This window comes from Ruegeria sp. BHSC026 (assembly GCF_059613065.1).
This window is the reverse complement of record NZ_JBXWRV010000007.1, coordinates 1-19,074: the sequence shown is the minus strand read 5'-3', so window position 1 is coordinate 19,074 and position 19,074 is coordinate 1. Positions and strand designations below refer to the sequence as shown.

Annotated in this window: 17 protein-coding genes and 2 pseudogenes; 9 read left to right on the top strand and 10 right to left on the bottom strand. The window is 60.9% G+C overall.

The window, feature by feature from the left end:
• Nucleotides 1-34 precede the first annotated feature (34 nt).
• Together AC2FME_RS10760 and regB are read right to left on the bottom strand one after the other, a co-directional pair.
• The gene (locus AC2FME_RS10760; protein ID WP_496711037.1) at nucleotides 35-1,543 is read right to left on the bottom strand and encodes a PAS-domain containing protein; all 1,509 of its coding nucleotides are present in this window, start codon (nucleotides 1,541-1,543) and stop codon (nucleotides 35-37) included.
• A gap of 66 nt (nucleotides 1,544-1,609) precedes the next feature.
• Nucleotides 1,610-3,007, bottom strand: coding sequence for a sensor histidine kinase RegB (regB, locus tag AC2FME_RS10755; RefSeq protein ID WP_496687904.1), 1,398 nt, complete (start codon nucleotides 3,005-3,007; stop codon nucleotides 1,610-1,612).
• A 90-nt stretch (nucleotides 3,008-3,097) separates the two neighbouring features.
• Between regB and AC2FME_RS10750 the strand changes: the two genes are divergently transcribed.
• Both AC2FME_RS10750 and AC2FME_RS10745 read left to right on the top strand, forming a co-directional pair.
• Nucleotides 3,098-3,709: an SCO family protein gene (locus AC2FME_RS10750; RefSeq protein ID WP_496800421.1), complete on the top strand. Its 612-nt coding sequence runs from the start codon at nucleotides 3,098-3,100 to the stop codon at nucleotides 3,707-3,709.
• A gap of 91 nt (nucleotides 3,710-3,800) precedes the next feature.
• On the top strand, nucleotides 3,801-4,355 hold the full coding sequence (locus AC2FME_RS10745) for an ActR/PrrA/RegA family redox response regulator transcription factor (RefSeq protein ID WP_496683628.1): 555 nt from the start codon (nucleotides 3,801-3,803) through the stop codon (nucleotides 4,353-4,355).
• A 101-nt stretch (nucleotides 4,356-4,456) separates the two neighbouring features.
• On the opposite strand, the gene AC2FME_RS10740 is transcribed toward AC2FME_RS10745, so the two are convergent.
• The gene (locus tag AC2FME_RS10740; protein ID WP_496800420.1) at nucleotides 4,457-6,361 is read right to left on the bottom strand and encodes a DUF3604 domain-containing protein; all 1,905 of its coding nucleotides are present in this window, start codon (nucleotides 6,359-6,361) and stop codon (nucleotides 4,457-4,459) included.
• A 186-nt stretch (nucleotides 6,362-6,547) separates the two neighbouring features.
• A pseudogene (locus tag AC2FME_RS10735) lies at nucleotides 6,548-7,075 on the bottom strand (tyrosine-type recombinase/integrase).
• Nucleotides 7,076-7,550: 475 nt separating this feature from the next.
• Between AC2FME_RS10735 and AC2FME_RS10730 the strand changes: the two are divergent.
• Together AC2FME_RS10730 and AC2FME_RS10725 are read left to right on the top strand one after the other, a co-directional pair.
• On the top strand, nucleotides 7,551-8,582 hold the full coding sequence (locus AC2FME_RS10730) for an AraC family transcriptional regulator (RefSeq protein WP_496800419.1): 1,032 nt from the start codon (nucleotides 7,551-7,553) through the stop codon (nucleotides 8,580-8,582).
• 92 nt (nucleotides 8,583-8,674) lie between these two features.
• Nucleotides 8,675-10,774, top strand: coding sequence for an alkyl/aryl-sulfatase (locus AC2FME_RS10725; protein WP_496796895.1), 2,100 nt, complete (start codon nucleotides 8,675-8,677; stop codon nucleotides 10,772-10,774).
• Nucleotides 10,775-11,162: 388 nt separating this feature from the next.
• Here the strand turns inward: AC2FME_RS10725 and AC2FME_RS10720 are convergent, their stop codons facing one another.
• Entirely contained in the window at nucleotides 11,163-11,756 is a 594-nt protein-coding gene (locus tag AC2FME_RS10720; protein ID WP_496711042.1) for an HD domain-containing protein, read from the bottom strand.
• Nucleotides 11,757-11,962: 206 nt separating this feature from the next.
• On the opposite strand from AC2FME_RS10720, the gene AC2FME_RS10715 reads away from it, so the two are divergent.
• Together AC2FME_RS10715 and ahcY are read left to right on the top strand one after the other, a co-directional pair.
• Nucleotides 11,963-12,277: a hypothetical protein gene (locus AC2FME_RS10715; protein ID WP_496687917.1), complete on the top strand. Its 315-nt coding sequence runs from the start codon at nucleotides 11,963-11,965 to the stop codon at nucleotides 12,275-12,277.
• Between the two features lie 96 nt (nucleotides 12,278-12,373).
• Complete coding sequence (gene ahcY, locus AC2FME_RS10710) at nucleotides 12,374-13,762, top strand: adenosylhomocysteinase (protein ID WP_496800418.1); 1,389 nt, start codon at nucleotides 12,374-12,376, stop codon at nucleotides 13,760-13,762.
• A 56-nt stretch (nucleotides 13,763-13,818) separates the two neighbouring features.
• On the opposite strand, the gene AC2FME_RS10705 is transcribed toward ahcY, so the two are convergent.
• Entirely contained in the window at nucleotides 13,819-14,466 is a 648-nt protein-coding gene (locus AC2FME_RS10705; protein ID WP_496800417.1) for a DUF899 family protein, read from the bottom strand.
• A 187-nt stretch (nucleotides 14,467-14,653) separates the two neighbouring features.
• Between AC2FME_RS10705 and AC2FME_RS10700 the strand changes: the two genes are divergently transcribed.
• The gene (locus AC2FME_RS10700; RefSeq protein ID WP_149774134.1) at nucleotides 14,654-14,995 is read left to right on the top strand and encodes a DUF2853 family protein; all 342 of its coding nucleotides are present in this window, start codon (nucleotides 14,654-14,656) and stop codon (nucleotides 14,993-14,995) included.
• 218 nt (nucleotides 14,996-15,213) lie between these two features.
• Here the strand turns inward: AC2FME_RS10700 and AC2FME_RS10695 are convergent, their stop codons facing one another.
• From AC2FME_RS10695 to tsaD, 4 genes are read right to left on the bottom strand one after another with little or no spacing between them, the layout of a single operon-like run.
• On the bottom strand, nucleotides 15,214-15,636 hold the full coding sequence (locus tag AC2FME_RS10695) for an EVE domain-containing protein (RefSeq protein ID WP_496800416.1): 423 nt from the start codon (nucleotides 15,634-15,636) through the stop codon (nucleotides 15,214-15,216).
• A complete protein-coding gene (locus tag AC2FME_RS10690; RefSeq protein WP_005979743.1) occupies nucleotides 15,636-15,905 on the bottom strand; it encodes a YciI family protein in 270 nt (89 codons plus the stop codon). Before AC2FME_RS10690 ends, AC2FME_RS10695 begins: the two co-directional genes overlap by 1 nt.
• A gap of 1 nt (nucleotide 15,906) precedes the next feature.
• A complete protein-coding gene (locus tag AC2FME_RS10685) occupies nucleotides 15,907-16,869 on the bottom strand; it encodes an NAD(P)H-dependent glycerol-3-phosphate dehydrogenase (RefSeq protein ID WP_496800415.1) in 963 nt (320 codons plus the stop codon).
• The gene (gene tsaD, locus AC2FME_RS10680) at nucleotides 16,866-17,963 is read right to left on the bottom strand and encodes a tRNA (adenosine(37)-N6)-threonylcarbamoyltransferase complex transferase subunit TsaD (RefSeq protein WP_496800414.1); all 1,098 of its coding nucleotides are present in this window, start codon (nucleotides 17,961-17,963) and stop codon (nucleotides 16,866-16,868) included. Before tsaD ends, AC2FME_RS10685 begins: the two co-directional genes overlap by 4 nt.
• Before the next feature lie 97 nt (nucleotides 17,964-18,060).
• On the opposite strand from tsaD, the gene AC2FME_RS10675 reads away from it, so the two are divergent.
• A complete protein-coding gene (locus AC2FME_RS10675; protein WP_496800413.1) occupies nucleotides 18,061-18,774 on the top strand; it encodes a uroporphyrinogen-III synthase in 714 nt (237 codons plus the stop codon).
• Between the two features lie 53 nt (nucleotides 18,775-18,827).
• Nucleotides 18,828-19,074 (top strand): annotated as a pseudogene (locus tag AC2FME_RS10670) (hypothetical protein); the annotation flags it as partial.

The following is a 19,074-nucleotide window of genomic DNA, read 5'->3' as shown; positions in this document are numbered from 1 at the left end:
CAATGGACGCGCCGCACCCCCGCTGCAACCCGGTTCAGGCCGGGATCTGCATCATTCCTCTGGCCGGGTTTTCCGCCGGTTCGACCGAGAAACGGACGATGGTCGCGCCGTTCTGGATCGGGGTCACCGTGCAGGATACGGGCGTCCCGTCCGACTTGCGGATTTCCGCGCTCCACTCTGCCCGGTCATTGCGCATTTCGATGAAGTCGCGAATTTCCCCCAGAACCGGAGTCGCCTGGCATTTTTCCTGCCAGCTGCGGATGAGGTCCAACACGGTGGCGGGCTGAAAACCCTCTTCGTCCGGGTCGTTCCAAAGCTGGTGATAAGCATGGTTGGTGAAGGCCAGAGTCCCGTCATCGGCGAAAACGGCGATCGCGTCGGCCAGCTTGTCGAAGACCGACTGCATCAGGTCCATCTCGGACCGGAAGCGCCGGGTCAGGGTGATCTCGGCGGTGATGTCCTCGAACAGAAAAGCAACGGCGCCGTCGGGATGCGGGCGGCCGCTGACCGAATAGACCGATCCCGACGGCAGCGACCAGGTTTCCTGATAGTTGCCGCCTTCGGCCGCTTCGAGCAGGTCGTTCATCTGGCTGCGCCAGCTTCGATAGTTCTTGGGTTCGGGCATCATGTGCTGGTCGCGCAGCCTGTCGAAAAAGCTGGAAAGGCTGGGGCGGCAGCTGAGAAAGTCGGGCGGCAGCGCCGTCAGGTCGATCAGTGCAGGGTTGAACAGCGCCAGCTGCCGGTTGCGGTCGAAGATCGCCAACCCGATCGACAACTGCGCGAAGGTCTTGGTCATGGTCTGGACGAATTTGCGCTGGGCGGTTTCGGCCTCGACGATCGCGTTTACGTCGACGGCATAGTGCAGCATGCCCTCGTCCAGTTCGATCTGCGTCAGATCGAACCACAGCCTGTTGTCGTTGCCTTTGACCGGAATGGAAACGCGGGTCTTCCGTCCGGGCCGGGTTTCACCCGCGAGATCGGGAAACATGGGGTCGGTCAGGTCGGTATCGGGCCCCCGTACCTTGCGGGCCAGCGTTACATACGCAGCGTTGCACCAGCTGACCCTGTTCGACCGGTTCAGAAGCCATACCGGATAGGGCGCCTTGTCCATGGCCAGGCGGATCGGGTCGCTGGGGTCGCGGCGAATGGGCTCGGGTGCGCCGGCCCGGTCGCGCAGGCGCACCCGTACAATCCCGTCGATCCATTCGCACAGAACTTCTCGCTCGACCGTGCAGTCGATGGCAGACACCACCATGCTGCCCTGCTCGCGCACCAGTTCAGGAGACTCGGGAAAGGCGGGAAAGTCCCTCTGCAACAGGCGACTGAGATCGTTCCAGTCATTCACCGACTCGAATCCGGACAGGGCGATGTCGGAATGGCTGATCAGGCGATCGCCATCGAACAGAAACACCGCATCCAAAAGGGATTCGGGCGCCGACAGGCCAAAGCTGTCATCGCGGGGCCGGCGCCGCGGCAACAGCCACTGCAGCGCCAGGCTTGACGAGACCAGGCTGATCGCGGCCAGAATGATCCAGTCTGCCATATCCCGTGCACCCGAAAACCCAAACCAGACCCAACTATCGACGCCAATGGTTAACGGTGTCTTAACTCAGACCCGGAACGGCTTGTTGGCACCCGAGGGAACCGGCGACTCACCGCTCTGGGCGTCGATCAGTTTCCGCGGCCAGGACACCAGAACGATGGCGCCCCGGCGCTCGGGGTCGTCGGTGAGGTCCTGATACGGATCGGATCCGTTGGCGAAGGAGAGTTCCGCACCGCTGCGCTCGAGCAGCGTCTTGGCGATGAACAGACCCAGGCCCATGCCCTCGTATTCGGGCCGCGTGCGCAGGTCGGTTTCGGCGCGTTTGCGGCGCATGAACGGATCGCCGATGCGCCCGATGATCTGGGCCGGATATCCGCGTCCGTCATCCATGATGCTGACGGTGATGCGGTCGGGGGTCCATTCGGCCTCGACCCAGACCTGCGCGCGGGCGAAATCGACCGCGTTCTGGATCAGGTTGCGCAGCCCGTGGATGATCTCGGGTTTGCGCAGGATCGAGGGCTGCTGAACGTCGCCATCCGGCCCCGGCCCTTCGGCGAAATGCACCTGTTTGCCGCGGTGGATATGCGGCTCGGCGGCTTCGTGGATCACGGTGGACAGTGGCGCCTGCCGTAGGTGCAGGTCGTCCTTTCCGGCCCGGCCCATGTCGCGCAGGATGTCGCGGCAGCGGTCGGCCTGCTCGCGGATCAGGGCGGCGTCTTCCTTCAGGTCCGGGCGGTCGTCCAATTCCTCGATCAGCTCGGCGCTGGTCAGCTTGATGGTGGCCAGAGGCGTGCCCAGCTCATGCGCGGCGGCGGCCACGACCCCGCCCAGGTCGGTCAGTTTCTGTTCGCGGGCAAGTGCCATCTGGGTGGCGGCCAGCGCCTCGGACATCGACTGGACCTCGGCGCTGATGCGGTGCGAGTAGGCGCCGATGAACACGATCGCGATCACGATGGCGGCCCAGTTTCCGAACAGCAGGATCTCGGGGATGTCCAGCACCAGCCCCAGATTGGTGCGCAGCGGCAGGTGGAACCGGGCCAGCAGCGTCGCCACGATGATCGCCGCCCCGCCGATGATCAGGGTCGAGCGGGTGCTCATGACGTTGGCGGCGATGGTCACCGGCCCCAGCAGCAGAAGTGAAAAGGGATTGTTCAGCCCGCCGGTGAGGTACAGCAGAATGGCCAGCTGCAGCAGGTCGAACAGCACCATCAGGAAGTTCTCGAATTCGGTCAGGCGCTTGTTCTGTGGGAACAGCAGCATAGCCGTCAGGTTGCCCATCACCGACACGCCGATGGCCAGATAGCACAGGCCCAGTTCCAGCTGAACGTGATAGACCTGCTGCGCCACGGTGATGGCGGTCAGCTGGCCGATGATGGCCACCCATCGCAGCAGGATCAGCGTGCGCAGCCGGATCCAACTGCTGCGTTCCTGTCCGCGCCAGAGGCTGGTGTTGGAATCCGTCATCGCGCGATTATGTCCTGTTGCGGCGGCTGGTCAACTTGATAGGTGTCGCGGCCGATCCGATCAACAGCCCCTTGCGTCAGGAAATACGCCATGACCCGTCTTTATGCCATTCTCGCAACCGTCGTTCTGGCCCTTGGCCTGGGCGCCATGTGGCTGATGACGCGTGGCGGGCCCGAGGACAAGTTCGCCCGATGCCGGACCAGCCAGATCGCCGGCGGTTCCGCGGCCATCGGCGGCCCGTTCGAGCTGATCAACTCCAAGGGTGAAACCGTGACCGACAAGGATGTGATCACCGAGCCGTCGCTGATCTATTTCGGCTATACCTTCTGCCCCGATGTCTGCCCACTGGACACCACCCGCAATGCCGAGGCCGTCGATATCCTGACCGAGCGCGGCTATTCGGTGACGCCGATCTTCATCTCGATCGACCCCGATCGCGACACCCCCGAGGCGGTCGGCGATTTTGCCTACAACCTGCATGAAAAGATGATCGGTCTGACCGGAACGCCCGAACAGGTCAAAGCTGCGAGCCAAGCCTACAAGACTTATTACAAGGCCCAGGACAAGAGCGACGAGTATTACTTGGTCGATCATTCCACCTTTACCTATTTCGTCACGCCGCAGGACGGATTCCTGGAGTTCTTCAAGCGGGACGACACGGCCGATCAGATTGCCGACCGGGTCGCCTGTTTCCTGGATTAGGCAGGGAAATAGAGGGTGGTTTGACCTTTGGTGTGGCGCTGCTATTACTCAACACCAAGCCTATCGGCAGGACATAGCAGAAAGAACCCACATGGCAGACAGTGCGCAGCTTGAAATCGGCCCCGACAAATCCCTGCTTCTGGTGGATGATGACGAGCCGTTTCTGAGGCGTCTGGCCAAGGCGATGGAAAAGCGCGGGTTCGAGGTGGAAACCGCCGGATCGGTCGCCGCCGGCCGCGCCATCGCCACCGCTCGCCCACCTGCCTTTGCCGTCGTGGATCTGCGGCTTGAGGATGGCAACGGGCTGGACGTGGTCGAGGTGCTGCGGGAAAAGCGCCCCGACAGCCGGGTGGTGGTTCTGACTGGCTATGGCGCGATCGCGACTGCAGTGGCGGCCGTGAAAATCGGCGCCACAGACTATCTGTCGAAACCCGCCGACGCCACCGACATCACCAACGCGCTTCTGGCCAAGGGCGACGAACTGCCCCCGCCCCCCGAAAACCCCATGAGCGCCGACCGCGTACGGTGGGAGCATATCCAGCGGGTCTATGAACTGTGCGACCGAAACGTCTCGGAAACCGCGCGACGGCTGAACATGCACCGCCGGACCTTGCAGCGGATTCTGGCGAAGCGCAGCCCGCGGTAATACCGGGTCGCGCTACGCCTGTTCGAAGTTCAAGTACATTTGAAAGCGAGCTGGAATGGCCGCAATGCGGGACAAACGCGACATTGCTGCTGGCTTTCAAGTTAGTTTTCTGGCGTGTACCAGATTGGCGAAGTGTAGGCGCGCTCCTGATGGATCATTACGGCATCCTCTGGCAGGTCGAGGTTGCCGTAAAAAGCCTCGTCATACGCCAACCATGTGGGCGTAGGAATTTCGAGAACACGCACATAGTAGTAAGCTCGCTGAGCCGGATCGAACTCTGGGTCCACCCAGTGCGCGCCAAGTGCGGCTGAACCAATGGTATTGGTGTAGTTCGCACCGTCCACCGTGTTGCCAACGGGTGGCAGTTTGCCGTCGGCGCCCGGATTCCGGTCTCCCGCCCACGCGGCGTCAAAGACCTTGGTCTGCGGTTCGCCATTGGCATCGACCCAACCCTTTACGATCTGGATGCGATCTAGGTTCGCGCCGTCCGGGTCGCGCAGCGCACGCACCATGAAGGTGGGGGCTGCTCCCTCTGGCCCGGCGAAGAGGTCCGCGCCCATGGGCACGCCCCGGGCATAACCCTCGACGGCGAAATCGGGACGGTGGACCTCGTCGGGTTCAAAGTCCCACCCCGCAAACACGCGGACAGTCATGCGCGGGCCGGTGGTGGCATAAACCTCCTTGCGCTTGAATGCGTCCCAGATCGCCTCTCGCGTGTTCTCCCGCGCCCATGCAGCGGCAAGACCGGACGCGAGGGTTTCATATGTGCGGATCGCGACGTCTTCACCCAGAAAATCAGGCTGGATGATGAACTCATCGTAGCGGTGATCGCCGCCGCCGGGCTCTGCCAGGGAAGCCTTGCCAAAGAAGTTGTCCTCGCGGGCGGTTGCCAGTGACGTGTGGCTGTCGGTCGCGCCGATCATCCCGAATTTGTAGGGGTTCGTGCCTATGTCTTCTTCGTATTTCAGACCGCGCGCCAGTGCCTCGCGAGCGTATTCGCGTGGCAGCATGTCCGGTGTCTTAAGTGCACTGCCGAAATTTCCGCGATCCCAGCGATAATAGTCCGCGAACTCGTCATTCGGTGAGAGCATCGGGTGGGTTTCCCCGTCGCCTTTAATCTGCGTGACTTCGTATAGCGGTTCCCACCGCATCCGGCGTTCGGCGTAGGCCTGATCTATCGGTTCGCCATTCTGGCGGACATCGTCGAACATCGTGCCATTCGACAGGTTGCCGTTGTGGGCAAACGCCATGACCTGACCGCCTGTTCGGGCTTCATACGCTTCCATCCAGTCCCAAAGATCCTCCGGATCGGAACTGTCGTAGTTGGAAAATGGCACGAGGTCCGCGACTTCGTCTGCACCATCTCGAAACATGACGATCCGATGCAGGTTGTTCAGGTCCTTGATTGAAGTCCATTCAAAGCCGTGCAGAGATGTGAACACGCCAGGTTCATTGTACCGCTCAACTGCATCGACGATGCGCCTCCAAAATGTACGGGTCAGATCGTCGTCGTCAATCGGGTCCGTTACCGCGCCCATCGCGTCGCCCCACATTACGAATGCGCCGAGCGGGTCGCCACCGCGCACAAGATCGTGGATCTTGCGACCCCAGCTATTGGCCAGAAGCTGCGGGTTCGATTCCGCGATCATCGGCGCGAGGCCGAGGTTCTCGGCGTGGTCGGCAACAACCAGAAAATCGAGCGGACGCACAAGCTGCGCGAACTCACCGAGGGAGGCCCGCACCTTCTCGCCACGCGCGAAACGGAAAGCTTCGTCAGGACCGAGCACATTGCCGACCATCCCGGCGTCGGTCGAGTAGGAGGTGTGCAGGTGGGTATCGCCCCAGAACACTCTGTTTGGAAAAGACTGATCGACAAATGGAGAATAGCCGCGCTGACCAAGTCGGACATCTTCGGGGTTTATCGCAAGGTCGCCAGAGTATCCTTGGGCAAGTGCCGCGCCGGTGAACAATGCACTCAAGCTCACGCTCATGAATATCTTCTTCATTGCCGTCCTCCCGTCAGTCAACAACGCAGAATTATTATAGCGCATGCTCGAAAGGCTGACTTGATTTGGATCAGCCGCTCATCATTGACTGCAGAATGAATAGCCGCTGTGGGCTCTTTCGCGCCGCTGACCTTTGTATCAGCGAAGAACAGGTCTTGGACGGCGCGTGCCGCTCGCCGTTTTGATTCAGATGTCGATTCTTTCGGCGATTCTCAGTGCATCTTCAAGCGCGACGCCCGGGTATCGTACCGTGCTGTAGACCTTGGTGTGACCCAGCAAAAGTTGTACAGCCCGGAGATTGCCGGTCTTTCGATAGATCTCCGAGGCCTTGGTCCGGCGCAAAGAATGTGTGCCGTAGCCGCTCGGTTCCAGGCCGATGGCCGATACCCAGTCTCGAACAAGCCTCGCGTACTGCCCGGTCGAGATGTGCGGTGACGCGTGGAAGTGGCTCGGAAACAGATGTCTGCATCCCAGCATCTCGGGTTGGTCGAGCTAGGCAGCGATCGTTTCGCGCGTATTCTCAGACACTTCGAACTGGATCGGCCGATTGGTCTTGCTCCGAACAATGGTGACGCGCTCACGGATTCGGTCTTCGACGACGAGATCGCTAATCTGGAGTCCGACGAGGTCACAGCCGCGCAACTTGCTGTCTATGGCGAGGTTGAAGAGCGCAAGATCACGAAGATTGCCCGCGAGTTCGAGCCGGGCACGAATGGCTCATACCTGCGTCGGGAGCAGCGGGTGTTTCTGACCGATCAGGCAGCCCTTGTTCCGGGTCTTGCGTTTCGGTTTTGCGGCGGGAAGTTGGATTCTGGGCATAATTTAGCCTCCATCCGTCCCTCCCGGCCCACACATCAACACCGCGTTGACCATTGATTGTAAGACCAAGCGTCAACGACTGGTCTCGATGACGGGTTGCTAGCGACCGATGCCGCGCCGCCACAAGGCGGTTTCGAGCCCTTTAACGACCTTGATCCGAGGCGCAGCAGTCGTCGCTGTGGGCTGAAACCGGTCATCCTGTACAGGTCTTCCTGCGCCTTCAAGCCATTGAAGGCGAGTGGCACTCCAGGCTCAACGTCATGGAAAGAATGTGATATCGTTTGTATGGGAAATGAGGGGGTTTGCGTTGAAAGCCTTAGCGATGACAAGAATCCGGGGATGGGGCCCCTTTCCCGAACTTGTTCGTGACATGGCCGGAGATCGCGCGCTTAACCGCATCCTGAAACGCCACGATCTTCCCCTAAGCGTTCTCGATGCGCCAGAGCATCGGGTCCCTTTGGCCAAGATGATCCGCGTAATGGAGGCGGCTGCGCGTACGATCGGTGACGCGGAATTCGGTGTAAGCCTTGGCAGCAAAACCACTGCGCTCGATTACGGAAATTGGGCCGGATATGCTTATTGTGCTCCAACGCTTGGCCAAGCCCTCCAGCGTGTTTGCAGGACACTGTGGGCGCACGAAAGCGGCACAGAGATGTACTTGTCCTTGCGCGAACATCACGTTGTCTGGTGCTACAAATCAGGTCTGGCAGGCTATGAAAACACACGTCATTTCTCGGACCACCTCTTTGAAACGATGTTCGTTTTCTTTCGCGGGTTCCTGGGCGAGGGGTGGCGACCCGATTGGGTGGAAGTCGACTACGAAAAGCCGGCGAGAACGGAAAAATTAAGTGCCCTTGTTCAAAATGAAATCCGTTTCGGCCGTCCAAATTACGGTGTGGCGGTCAGGAAAGCGGACCTGAGTACGAGGCTCTCTGGGCCGCTTCCGTTCGATCGACCCATTACGTCACTTGATTTGGTAGCACCACCCGACGGGCGGCAAACCGCGTTCCTTGATGATATCCTGAAACTCATTGACCTTCGATTGATGGATCGCACCGTCGACCTCGATGGATTTGCAAGGGCCGCGGATCTGGGTCCGAGAACTGTCCAACGGAAGCTGAGCAAGCTCGGGTACACCTACAAACATCTCCTTGAAATTGCACGCAGCAGGCGTGCGATGGCGTTCCTTTTAGAAACCGATCTGCCTGTGAAAAACATAGCTGCCGAGTTGTGCTATGACGCACCGGAAAATTTCACACGCGCTTTCCGCGCGTGGCAGGGGGTCTCTCCGTCTGAATTCCGGGCGAAGGCCCAGGGAAGTCAGAAAGAGGATCCTGTGTACCTAGGCGATTGTCGCGAAATGACAGGTCGCGTGAGTAGATCGGACTTTTGCCAACGGTAAACTTTTGAGTGGAAACGGAGCGGCAAACTCGCGGGTCTGCCACAGCCGGACTTTTCGGCCCTCCGTAATGTCATTTTCAGGAGGGAATTGAAATGACCACACGTCGTAATTTCATCAAGTCGGCCCCGGCGCTCGGAGCGGCATTCGCGGTGGCGCCAACATTCATTTCAGAGGAGGGGGCGGCGTATGCGCAGAGTGCAACGCCAGCCGAAGGGCATTTCCACCCGAAGGGCAAGGCGCCTTCGGAACACACTTTGAAAATTCTTGCCGAAGCGCGGGAAACGCTGCCGTTCTCAGATACGCGTGATTTTGATGAACAAGCTCGCGGGTTTATCGCGCCGATGCCCGAAGATACGATCATGGCGGATGCAGGCAACATCGCCTGGGACATGGCCAGTTTCCGCTTCTTCGACGAAGACAAGGACTGGCCAAGCATTCATCCGTCTTTGCAGAGGGTCTCGCGGCTGAACCAGAACTACGGACTGTATGAAGTCATTCCCGGAATTTACCAAGTGCGGGGCTTCGATCTGTCCGACGTTTCCTTTGTGCGCGGCGAAAATGGTTGGATCGTAATCGATCCACTGATCAGTGCGGAAACAGCGCGCGCAGCATGGAAGCTATTTCAAGAGCACGTCGGTGATGGGCTGCCGGCAACCGCAGTGATCTATTCGCATTCCCATGGTGACCATTGGGGTGGTGTACGCGGCATAATCGACGAAGCTGATGTGCGTTCAGGCAAAGTGGAAATCATTGCACCGCGTGATTTCATGGAGTTCACGATTTCCGAGAATGTCTATGCTGGCAACGCTATGAACCGGCGATTGTCTTACCAGTATGGCCAACAGCTTCCGATCAACCCGTACGGTTTTGCTGGGCAGGGGCTGGGTCACCGGGTGTCTCTTGGTTCCGTTGGCCTTATTGCCCCCACCCGGATCATCGAAGAAGACATCGAATATCTCGATGTGGATGGCGTGCGTATGGTGTTTCAGAACACGCCAGGCACTGAAGCGCCGTCCAACATGAACACTTACATTCCGGGAATGAAGGCATTGTGGATGGCCGAGAACATTACCGGCACATTACATAATATTTACACCCTGCGCGGAGCTCCGGTGCGCGATCCTCTGCGCTGGTCTAAATACATCTCGCGGGCGCTGCATCTCTTTGGCGAGGAAGCAGAAGTGATGTTCCAGTCGCACCACTGGCCGCGCTGGGGCAATGACCGTATTCAAGAGGTGATGCGGGCGCAGCGTGACATGTATGCGCATTTTAATAACCAGGTTCTGCACTTCGCCAATCAAGGCGTGACGATCAACCAGATCCAGAACGTCTATGAAATGCCCAAGAGCCTGCAAAATGAATGGCACTGCCGGGGCTATCACGGTTCACCCGAGCACAACAGTCGAGGAGTGATCCAGCGATACCTTGGTTTTTGGGATGCCAATCCAGCAACCCTGATCCCGCCATCACCCGAAGCATCGGCGCCCCTATACGTCGAGATGATGGGCGGGTCGGACAAAATCATGGCCAAAGGACAAGAGCTTTTCTCGGCTGGTGAGTATAAGATGGCCGTCGAAATCCTAAACAAACTCTTTCTCGCTGAGAACGACAACCAGCCAGCACGTGATCTGCTTGCGGACTGTTATGAGCAGCTTGGTTACCAGCAGGAAAACCCGGGACTGCGAAATAGTTACTTGTCGGGTGCCTACGAACTGCGTTCTGGTATTTCCGACGCTCCAACGGTGAGCTCAACCAGTTCTGATGTGATCCGGGCGATGTCCACGGAATTGTTCCTGAATTTCCTCGGCATCAAAATGGACAGCCGTAAAGCCGAAGGCATGCGGTTCACCATCAATCTGGTAACGCCGGACAATGGCGAGAAGTTCATCATCGAAATGGAGAACGCGACTCTGACCAATATCGAGGGATATCAGGCGGACAACCCGGACCTGACATTGGTCATAAACCGTTCGGATCTGGAAATGACTATGATGGGCGCGATTGAACTAGAGCAGCAGATCGCCGATGGCACCGCCAAGATTGAAGGTGATCCCACCGTTCTTGCGCAACTCGCCTCGACCATGGTCGATTTCGACCCGCTGTTCGAGATCCTGCCCGGCACTGCCATTCAGCACGAGGTTGCGCAATCCAATGCCTACGAAGCAGTTCCGGGTGCCACTATCGCAGAGTGACAGAAACCGCGGGGCAAGGTTCTGACCGGCACCTTGCCCCAATACCCACCCCTCATGAAAATAGTGCGATTTGAGTAACCACTTCGTCCGCGCGGAAGGCCTCCAAGGACAGCGTCGTTCCGCAAGCCCGCGAATTTTGGCTTCGACAAACTGCTGTGCAGCATCGGACCAATTGGCCGAACGGCAGGAAAGGGTCGGTCACACTCCAAAGAGCTATTCGCCCTGAGGCCCGCGACCCGGTCATTGCGGATCGCAATCTCGCTGCGTTCTGCCTGAACGTCCGCATTTCCCTCTGTCATGCAGCGGGTAGTTTTGCCGCGAGCGCTCACAGCGTAAGTTCTTCACTTTTGCAGAGGGCTCTAAAGCAGATCTCGGCCTAAGTCATGTGCTACAATAGCGCCAACAGCTCCGCATGCCGCGCCGTATACGCCTGCCGAGCCTCAACCGGTGGCCGTAGAGTGATCTGCAACCCCTCCATCACCGCCGCGTCCGGTCGGCCAAAGAACTTGGTTGCCTCGGCCTCGGAAAACCCCGCGATCTGGGTGGCCTCCATCCAGGCGCTGATCCGGTCGGCTTTCTTGATCTGACGTTTCACCGTTTTCGGCACCGCGGCGGGCAGGCCGAAGCGGATGTGGATAGCCGCCGCCAACCGGTCGTCCAGCGCGCCATAGCCCGGGCCGACCGCGGCCTTCACCGGCGAGATCATGTCGCCGATCACATATTCTGGCGCATCGTGCAGAAGCGCCGCCAGCCGCCATTTCACCTGCGCCTTGGGGGCGATCCGGCCGAACAGCTCTTCGACCAGCAGAGAATGCTCGGCCACGGAATAGGCGAAATCACCCGCCGTCTGGCCGTTCCAGCGGGCCACGAATGCCAGCCCATGGGCGATATCCTCGATCTCGATATCCACCGGGGTCGGGTCCAGCAGGTCCAGCCTGCGGCCCGACAGCATCCGTTGCCATGCCCTGGGTTGTGTTGCCATTCTGCCATGCCCCCTTTGCAGCGAATGTGCCTGAAACGCGGTTTCGTGCTATGCTTAAGCCATCCTGATCACCGGCTGCCAACAGTTTCTTGAGCAATCGTGCTTTGAACCGGCACGTGGGGATCACGACATCAAGGCTGAGGGGGGCGCGCGTTCCTCCCGGCGTGCCCCTCTCGGATCGAAACCCGAACCGAAAGGAGCTTGTCATGTTCAAGCGTTTGTTGGGAATGGCCCTTGTCTTTGGCATGGCTGCGGCCGCGCCGCCCGCATCGGCCCAGAACTGCGCCCTGCGCGGTGATGTCATCGCCAAGCTGCAGCAGATCTATTCCGAAGAGCTGGCCTTTGGCGGATTGCAGAACACGCGGAGCGGTCAGACGGTCATGGAGGTATGGGCTTCACGCGCCACCGGCACCTATACCGTGTTGATGACCCACGCCAACGGTATCAGTTGCATTGTCGCCGCTGGCACCGATTTCTTCGAAATGACGCCTAGGGCCGCTGCCGAAGGGGCGCCCAGTTGAATTAACGCCCGCGCCCCAATCGCCATCCACATTGCGACTTTTCTTCAACGGTGTTAGGGCCTGCCCAAACCGTTGTTGATCGGAATGGAGCATCTGATGGCCGGCGACTACATCGTCAAAGACATTTCACTGGCCGGGTTCGGCCGCAAGGAACTGGATATCGCGGAAACCGAAATGCCGGGCCTGATGGCTCTGCGCGCGGAATACGGCGACAGCAAGCCGCTGAAAGCGGCGCGCATCGTCGGGTCGTTGCACATGACGATCCAGACCGCCGTTCTGATCGAAACGCTGGTCGCGCTGGGCGCGGACGTGCGCTGGGCGTCGTGCAACATCTTCTCGACTCAGGACCACGCGGCGGCAGCCATCGCTAAGGCGGGCATTCCGGTCTTTGCCATCAAGGGCCAGACGCTGGAAGAGCATTGGGACTATCTCGACAAGTCGTTTCAGTTCGAAGACGGCCCCAACATGATCCTGGATGATGGCGGCGACGCTACGCTGTACATCCTGCTGGGCGCGCGCGCCGAAGCGGGTGAGGACATCATCCCCGTCCCGGCTTCGGAAGAGGAAGAGGTCATCAAGGCGCAGATCAAGAAGCGGATGGCGGCAAGCCCGGGCTGGTTCACCAAGGTGCGCGATCAGATCAAGGGCGTGTCCGAGGAAACCACCACCGGCGTCAACCGCCTGTATCAGTTGGTCAAGGACGGCCATCTGCCGTTCCCGGCGATCAACGTGAACGACAGCGTCACCAAGTCGAAATTCGACAACAAGTACGGCTGCAAGGAATCGCTGGTCGACGGCATCCGTCGCGCCACCGACACGATGATGGCCGGCAAGGTCGCCGTGGTCTGCGGTTATGGCGACGTGGGCAAGGGCTCGGCTGCCTCGCTGCGTGGCGCCGGCGCCCGCGTGAAGGTGACCGAGGTCGACCCGATCTGTGCCCTGCAGGCCGCGATGGACGGGTATGAGGTGGTTCTGCTGGAAGATGTGGTTTCGACCGCCGACATCTTCATCACCACCACCGGCAACAAGGACGTGATCCGCATCGAGCACATGCGCGAGATGAAGGACATGGCCATTGTCGGCAATATCGGCCATTTCGACAACGAAATTCAGGTGGCCAGCCTGCGCAACCACAAATGGACCAACATCAAGGACCAAGTGGACATGATCGAGATGCCCTCGGGCAACCGTATCATCCTGCTGTCCGAAGGCCGTCTGCTGAACCTGGGCAATGCCACCGGGCATCCGTCCTTCGTGATGTCGGCCTCGTTCACCAACCAGGTTCTGGCCCAGATCGAACTGTGGACCCGCGGCGACAAGTACGAGAACAAGGTCTATATCCTGCCCAAGCATCTGGACGAGAAGGTCGCGCGCCTGCATTTGGACCGGATCGGCGTCAAGCTGACCAAGCTGAACAAGGAGCAGGCGGATTACATCGGTGTCACGCCCGAAGGCCCGTTCAAGCCCGAGCATTACCGGTATTGATCTGTCAGAAATTCGAGGAAAAGGCGGCCATTTGGGCCGCCTTTTTTTTGTTGCGGTCAGCGGAGCGACGGCACGAAATCTCCGCGGCCCTGCGGTGTCAGGTCCAGAATGTTCCACAGGGGCCAGGCCGCATCGACATGGCGCGGATGCCAGTCGCTGGGTTCAAAAAACAGCTCGGAGCTCCAGAAATGGTGGATGCCATCCGCATCGCGTTGAAACACGTTCAGGATCGGCAACTGGTTTCCGTCCTCGGTCTCAGCCAGATAGTCTTGCTGGTACGTCGTATCCAACGCGGAATACAGCGGCAGATCCTGCCAGCCCATGCGCCGGCGCAGCGCGGCCAGGGCATCCGGCGTATTCTGCGCCACGACCGCAAAGGCGGCTTTTCGGGTCAGATGCGCGACCTGCCCGGTCAGACCGTCCAGAAAGGCCAAGCACATGGGGCAGGGGTCCTCTGCATTGGGACCAAACATCAGCGAATACACGACCAGAGTGTCATGATCACCGAAAAGGCTTGAAATCGGGGCAATATTGCCGCTGAGGTTCCGAAAGACGTAATCCCGTGGGATTTGGCCGCCTTTGGGCAAAGTCCGGCGCAGCGCGGCCACTTCCTCGACCCGCGCACGCAGATCGGTTTCGGCGGCCAGCAGGGCATTTCGGGCGGTTCGGTACGCGGCGCTTTCGTTGGGAAGGGCGACGGGCATGACGAGTCTCCTTGGATCATTAATTAACTTTTATGTTAAATAAAGAACCCGAACAGATCAAGGCGCGGGCTGCACGGCGTGGTCTACGGGGAACATGCCCGATTTTTCCCTTTGTGCTTTTCCTGCCAGCCGCTACCGTTCAGCCAGCGCCGAAAAGGCCGTACCCCAACCCATACAGGAGAGGACAATGGGAAAACGTGACGAGTTGATCGCAAAATATGCGGATGATCTGAAAAACAAATGCGGGATGGACCCCGACATGGACCTGCTGACCAAAGTGACGATCGGTTGCGGGCCGTCGATCTATGACGCGGATGCCGCAACCGTGGCCGCCAGCCAGGAAGGTGAGCTGGAGACGGTCAAGAACAACTTTCTGATCAAGAAGCTGGGCCTGTCGGATGGCCCCGAGCTGATGGAAGCGATCAACAAGGTCATCGAAACCTACGGCAAGTCCGAGCGCAACAAATACCGCGCGGTGGTCTATTACATGCTGACCAAGCATTTCGGCAAAGAGTCCGTCTACGGCTGATCCTGCCGCGACATTTGGAAACGCCCGCCCGGTCGGACCGGCGGGCGTTTTGCATTTGAATCATAATCTATTGATTCAACGTTTGAAAAACAGACGCGCCCTCGGCTATTTTCAACCCGTGACCAGGACGGTCAGAACCAGAGATTTCTTTGCGTGTGGTGAGTAGGGAGCACGCGGGGTAGGGAAGGTTCTGCATCGTCAGGGCCTTCCCTTTTTTCTCAATCCGCCGCGGTCTGGCCCAGTTCGCAGATCACTGCCCATTCGGCCTGGGAGACGGGCTGCACCGACAGGCGCGAGTTCTTGACCAGCACCATGTCGGTCAGCCGCGGATCGGCCTTGATCTGGTCCAGCGTGACCGGTTTGGAAAAGGGGCGCACCGCCTTGATGTCCACGCATTCCCACCGGTCGTCGTCGGTGGTGCTGTCGGGGTGGGCCTCGGCGCAGACCTCGACGATGCCGACGATCGCCTTGTCCTTCTGCGAATGATAGAAAAACCCCCGGTCGCCCAGCTTCATCTGCCGCATGAAATTGCGGGCCTGATAATTGCGCACCCCATCCCATTCCTCGCCCGCGTCGCCCTTGGCGACCTGCTGGTCCCAGCTCCACGTCGAGGGTTCGGATTTGAACAGCCAATACGCCATCAGCCGATGACCTTCTTCCACGGGATCAGTTCGACCGACTTGAACAGACCGGCCTTGGCATAGGGGTCGTTGTCGGCCCAGGCCTGTGCGGCGGACAGATCCTCGACATCCAGGATGACCAGCGACCCGATCATGGCATCGCCGTCCAGCAGCGGCCCGGCCTGTGCGACTACGCCTGTTTCTTCGATATAGGCCAGGTGCGCGGCGCGGTTGTCCAGCCGGGTCTGCAGGGCGCCGTCCTTGTCGCGCGCGATCAGGGCGATAAGCATGTCATTCCTCCTTGAGTGGGCGATTGAGCAGGGATTGCAAGGCCTCGGCGACACTGTAGGCGCCGCGGCTGAGTTGCGCCACCGTCTGGCAGATGGGCATGTCCAGCCCCTCGGTCGCGGCGATGGCGGCCATGGCATTTGCCGTGGCCACGCCTTCGACGGTGGTCGCGGCGTCAAAGGACTCGTTGCGGCCCAGCGACAGACCGAACCGGAAGTTACGCGACAGGTCGGACGAGCAGGTCAGGACCAGATCGCCCAAACCCGACAGGCCCATCAGGGTCTCGGGCCGGGCGCCGCGCATCATGGCAAAGCGCTGCATCTCGGCAAAGCCGCGAGTCATCAGGGCCGCGCGGGCGCTGTCCCCCAGACCCGCGCCGATGCAGGCCCCGCAGGCGATGGCCATCACGTTCTTCAACGCCCCGCCCAACTCGGCCCCGGTCACGTCGGTGGTCCGGTAGAGCCGCAGGTTGGCGGTGGTCAGCGTCTGTTGCAGCCGGGCGCCCAATTCTGCGTCGGCGCAGGCCAGGGTCAGCGCCGTGGGCAACCCGCGCGCGATGTCATCGGCAAAGCTGGGCCCGGTCAGCAAGGCAGTGCGGGCGTTGGGCAGCACCTGTTCGATCACGGCGATCGGACCGAGGCCAGTGGATAGCTCGATGCCCTTGCAACAGGCCACCAGGATACGACCCTTCAGGTCCGCCCCATGCACCGAAAGAACATCGCGCAGCTTTTGCATGGGCACCGCCAGCAGCAACACGTCGCTCTGACAGGCCAGGGTGATTTCGGCGGTCACGGTGATGGCGTCGGGCAGGGCGATCCCCGGCAGGCGGGTGTCATTGCGGCGGGTCGCCTGCATCGTCTGCGCCTGTTCGCCCGACCGGGCCCACAAGGTGACCGGACCCTTGCCCGCCAACGAGATCGCCAGCGCGGTGCCGAAGGCGCCCGATCCAAGGACCGAGACGTTCATGCCTTGGCCCCCTTGCGCCCGCCGCCCAGCATGGCCGGGCTGGTTTGATCCAGCGGCCAGCGGGGCCGGGCGGTCAGGTCCAGCCCGTCACGCGCGCCCAGCCGGAACCGTTCCAACCCCGCATAGGCGATCATCGCCGCATTGTCGGTGCACAGGTGCAGCGGCGGGGCGGTAAACCGCGCGCCGGCATCCGCGCAAACAGACTCTAACGCGGACCGAATGGCCGTGTTGGCCGCAACGCCACCCGCCACGGCAATGACCGGCTCGGCCGGGTTGGCTTCAAGATACAGGGCGATGGCGCGGCGGGTCTTTTCGGCCAGCGTATCCACGACCGCTTGCTGGAACCCGGCGCACAGGTCGGCGCGGTCCTGACGCGTCAGCCCGCCCTTTTCGGCCACGATCTGGTCACGCATCCGCATCAAGGCGGTCTTGAGCCCGGAAAAGGACAGATCGCATCCGGGCCGGTCCAGCAGCGGCCGCGGAAAGCGAAAACGTTTTGGGTCGCCATCGCGCGCCTCGGCCTCGACCGAGGGGCCGCCGGGCTGGGGCAGGCCCAGCAGACGCGCGGTCTTGTCGAAGGCCTCGCCCGGGGCGTCGTCGATGGTGCCGCCCAGCCGGGTGAACCGCTCGGGGCCGTGGGCGATCAGGTATTGGCAGTGCCCGCCGGACACCAGCAGCATCAGGTATGGAAAGGTGATCCCGTCCGTCAGGCGCGGAGTCAACGCGTGGCCGGCCAGGTGGTTGACGCCGATCAGCGGCAGACCGGTGGCCGCGCTGATCCCTTTGGCGCACATCACGCCGGACATGACCCCGCCGATCAGCCCTGGCCCGGCGGTCACGGCCACGGCGTCTATGTCCTGCAGAGTCAGGCCCGCCTGCTCCAACGCCTGCTGCACGCAGACATCCAGCTTTTCGGCATGCGCGCGGGCCGCGATCTCGGGCACCACGCCGCCGAAGGCGCTGTGCAGGTCCGTCTGGCCATGCACGACCGAAGACAGAACCTGCGCCGGTTCGCCCTCGGTCTGCCGCACCACGGCCGCCGCCGTGTCATCGCAGCTGCTTTCCAATCCCAGAACGGTAAGTGTTTGCACCATCGGCCTGAACCATTGCATCATGATCTGGTCGCGGGGTATCACCCCGCGCCGCAGCAAACAATCCTCAAGGCCCGAACGTCCGCCCGTGTACCTGTTGATGACCCGCCCCCGCGCCGCCTCGGAAAGGTTCGTGGCGCAGCTGCCCGAACGTTTGCGGTCGCGGGTTCAGGTGATCTATTCCCCGCTGCTGGATATCCGGCCGATGGAGCAACCGGTGGACACGACCGGAGTCCGGGGCCTGATCTTCACCTCGGCCAATGGCGTGGCGGCCGCCGCGGCGCAGGATGTGCGTCGGGATCTGCCCGCCTATTGCGTGGGGCCGGCCACCACCGAGACGGCCCGCCAGGCCGGGTGGGAGGCCCGGATGGCCGGCGAAACCGCCGAGGAGCTGGTCGCCAAACTGCTGAAAGAGCGCCCGGACAGCCCGCTGCTGCATCTGCGCGGCGAGCATAGCCGGGGAAACATCGCGGCCCGGCTGACCGAACTGGGGCTGACCGTGCGGGAACAGCCGGTCTATCGCCAGCAGCTGCTGCCTTTGACGCCCGAGGCCCGGGCGGCCGCGGCCGGATCGGCCCCGGTGATTGCGCCCTTGTTTTCGCCGCGAACCGCGCGACAATTTGCCGACCTCTGGCCCGGACCGGCGCCGCTTTTGGTCGCAGCGATGAGCGGACCGACCGCCGAGCCCCTTGAAAACTTGGCGATTGCCCGCTTGCGGATTGCCAAACGCCCGACGCCCAAGAAAATGCGGAAAGCCGTGAAAAAACTCGTTAAATACGCGATCCGGCTTGAGGGTGCGATGGGCGCGGATTAACTTGGACGCGTCTGAGCGTCAGGTTTTACGGGAATCGACAGGGGGAAGTGACGGTGGCTGCCAAGAAAGATACGGACCAGAAACCGGCCGACGACCCCAAGGTCGATGAGGTGCCCGAAGCGGTCGAAGCCAAGACTGACGACTTGACGCTTGACCCGGAAGATCGGGTTGAACAAAGCCCTTCCGAAGCCGAAGCCGAAGCCGAAGCCGAAGCCGAAGCCGAAGCCGAAGCCGAAGCCGAAGCCGAAGCCGAAGCCGAAGCCGAAGCCGAAGCCGAAGCCGAAGCCGAAGCCGAAGCCG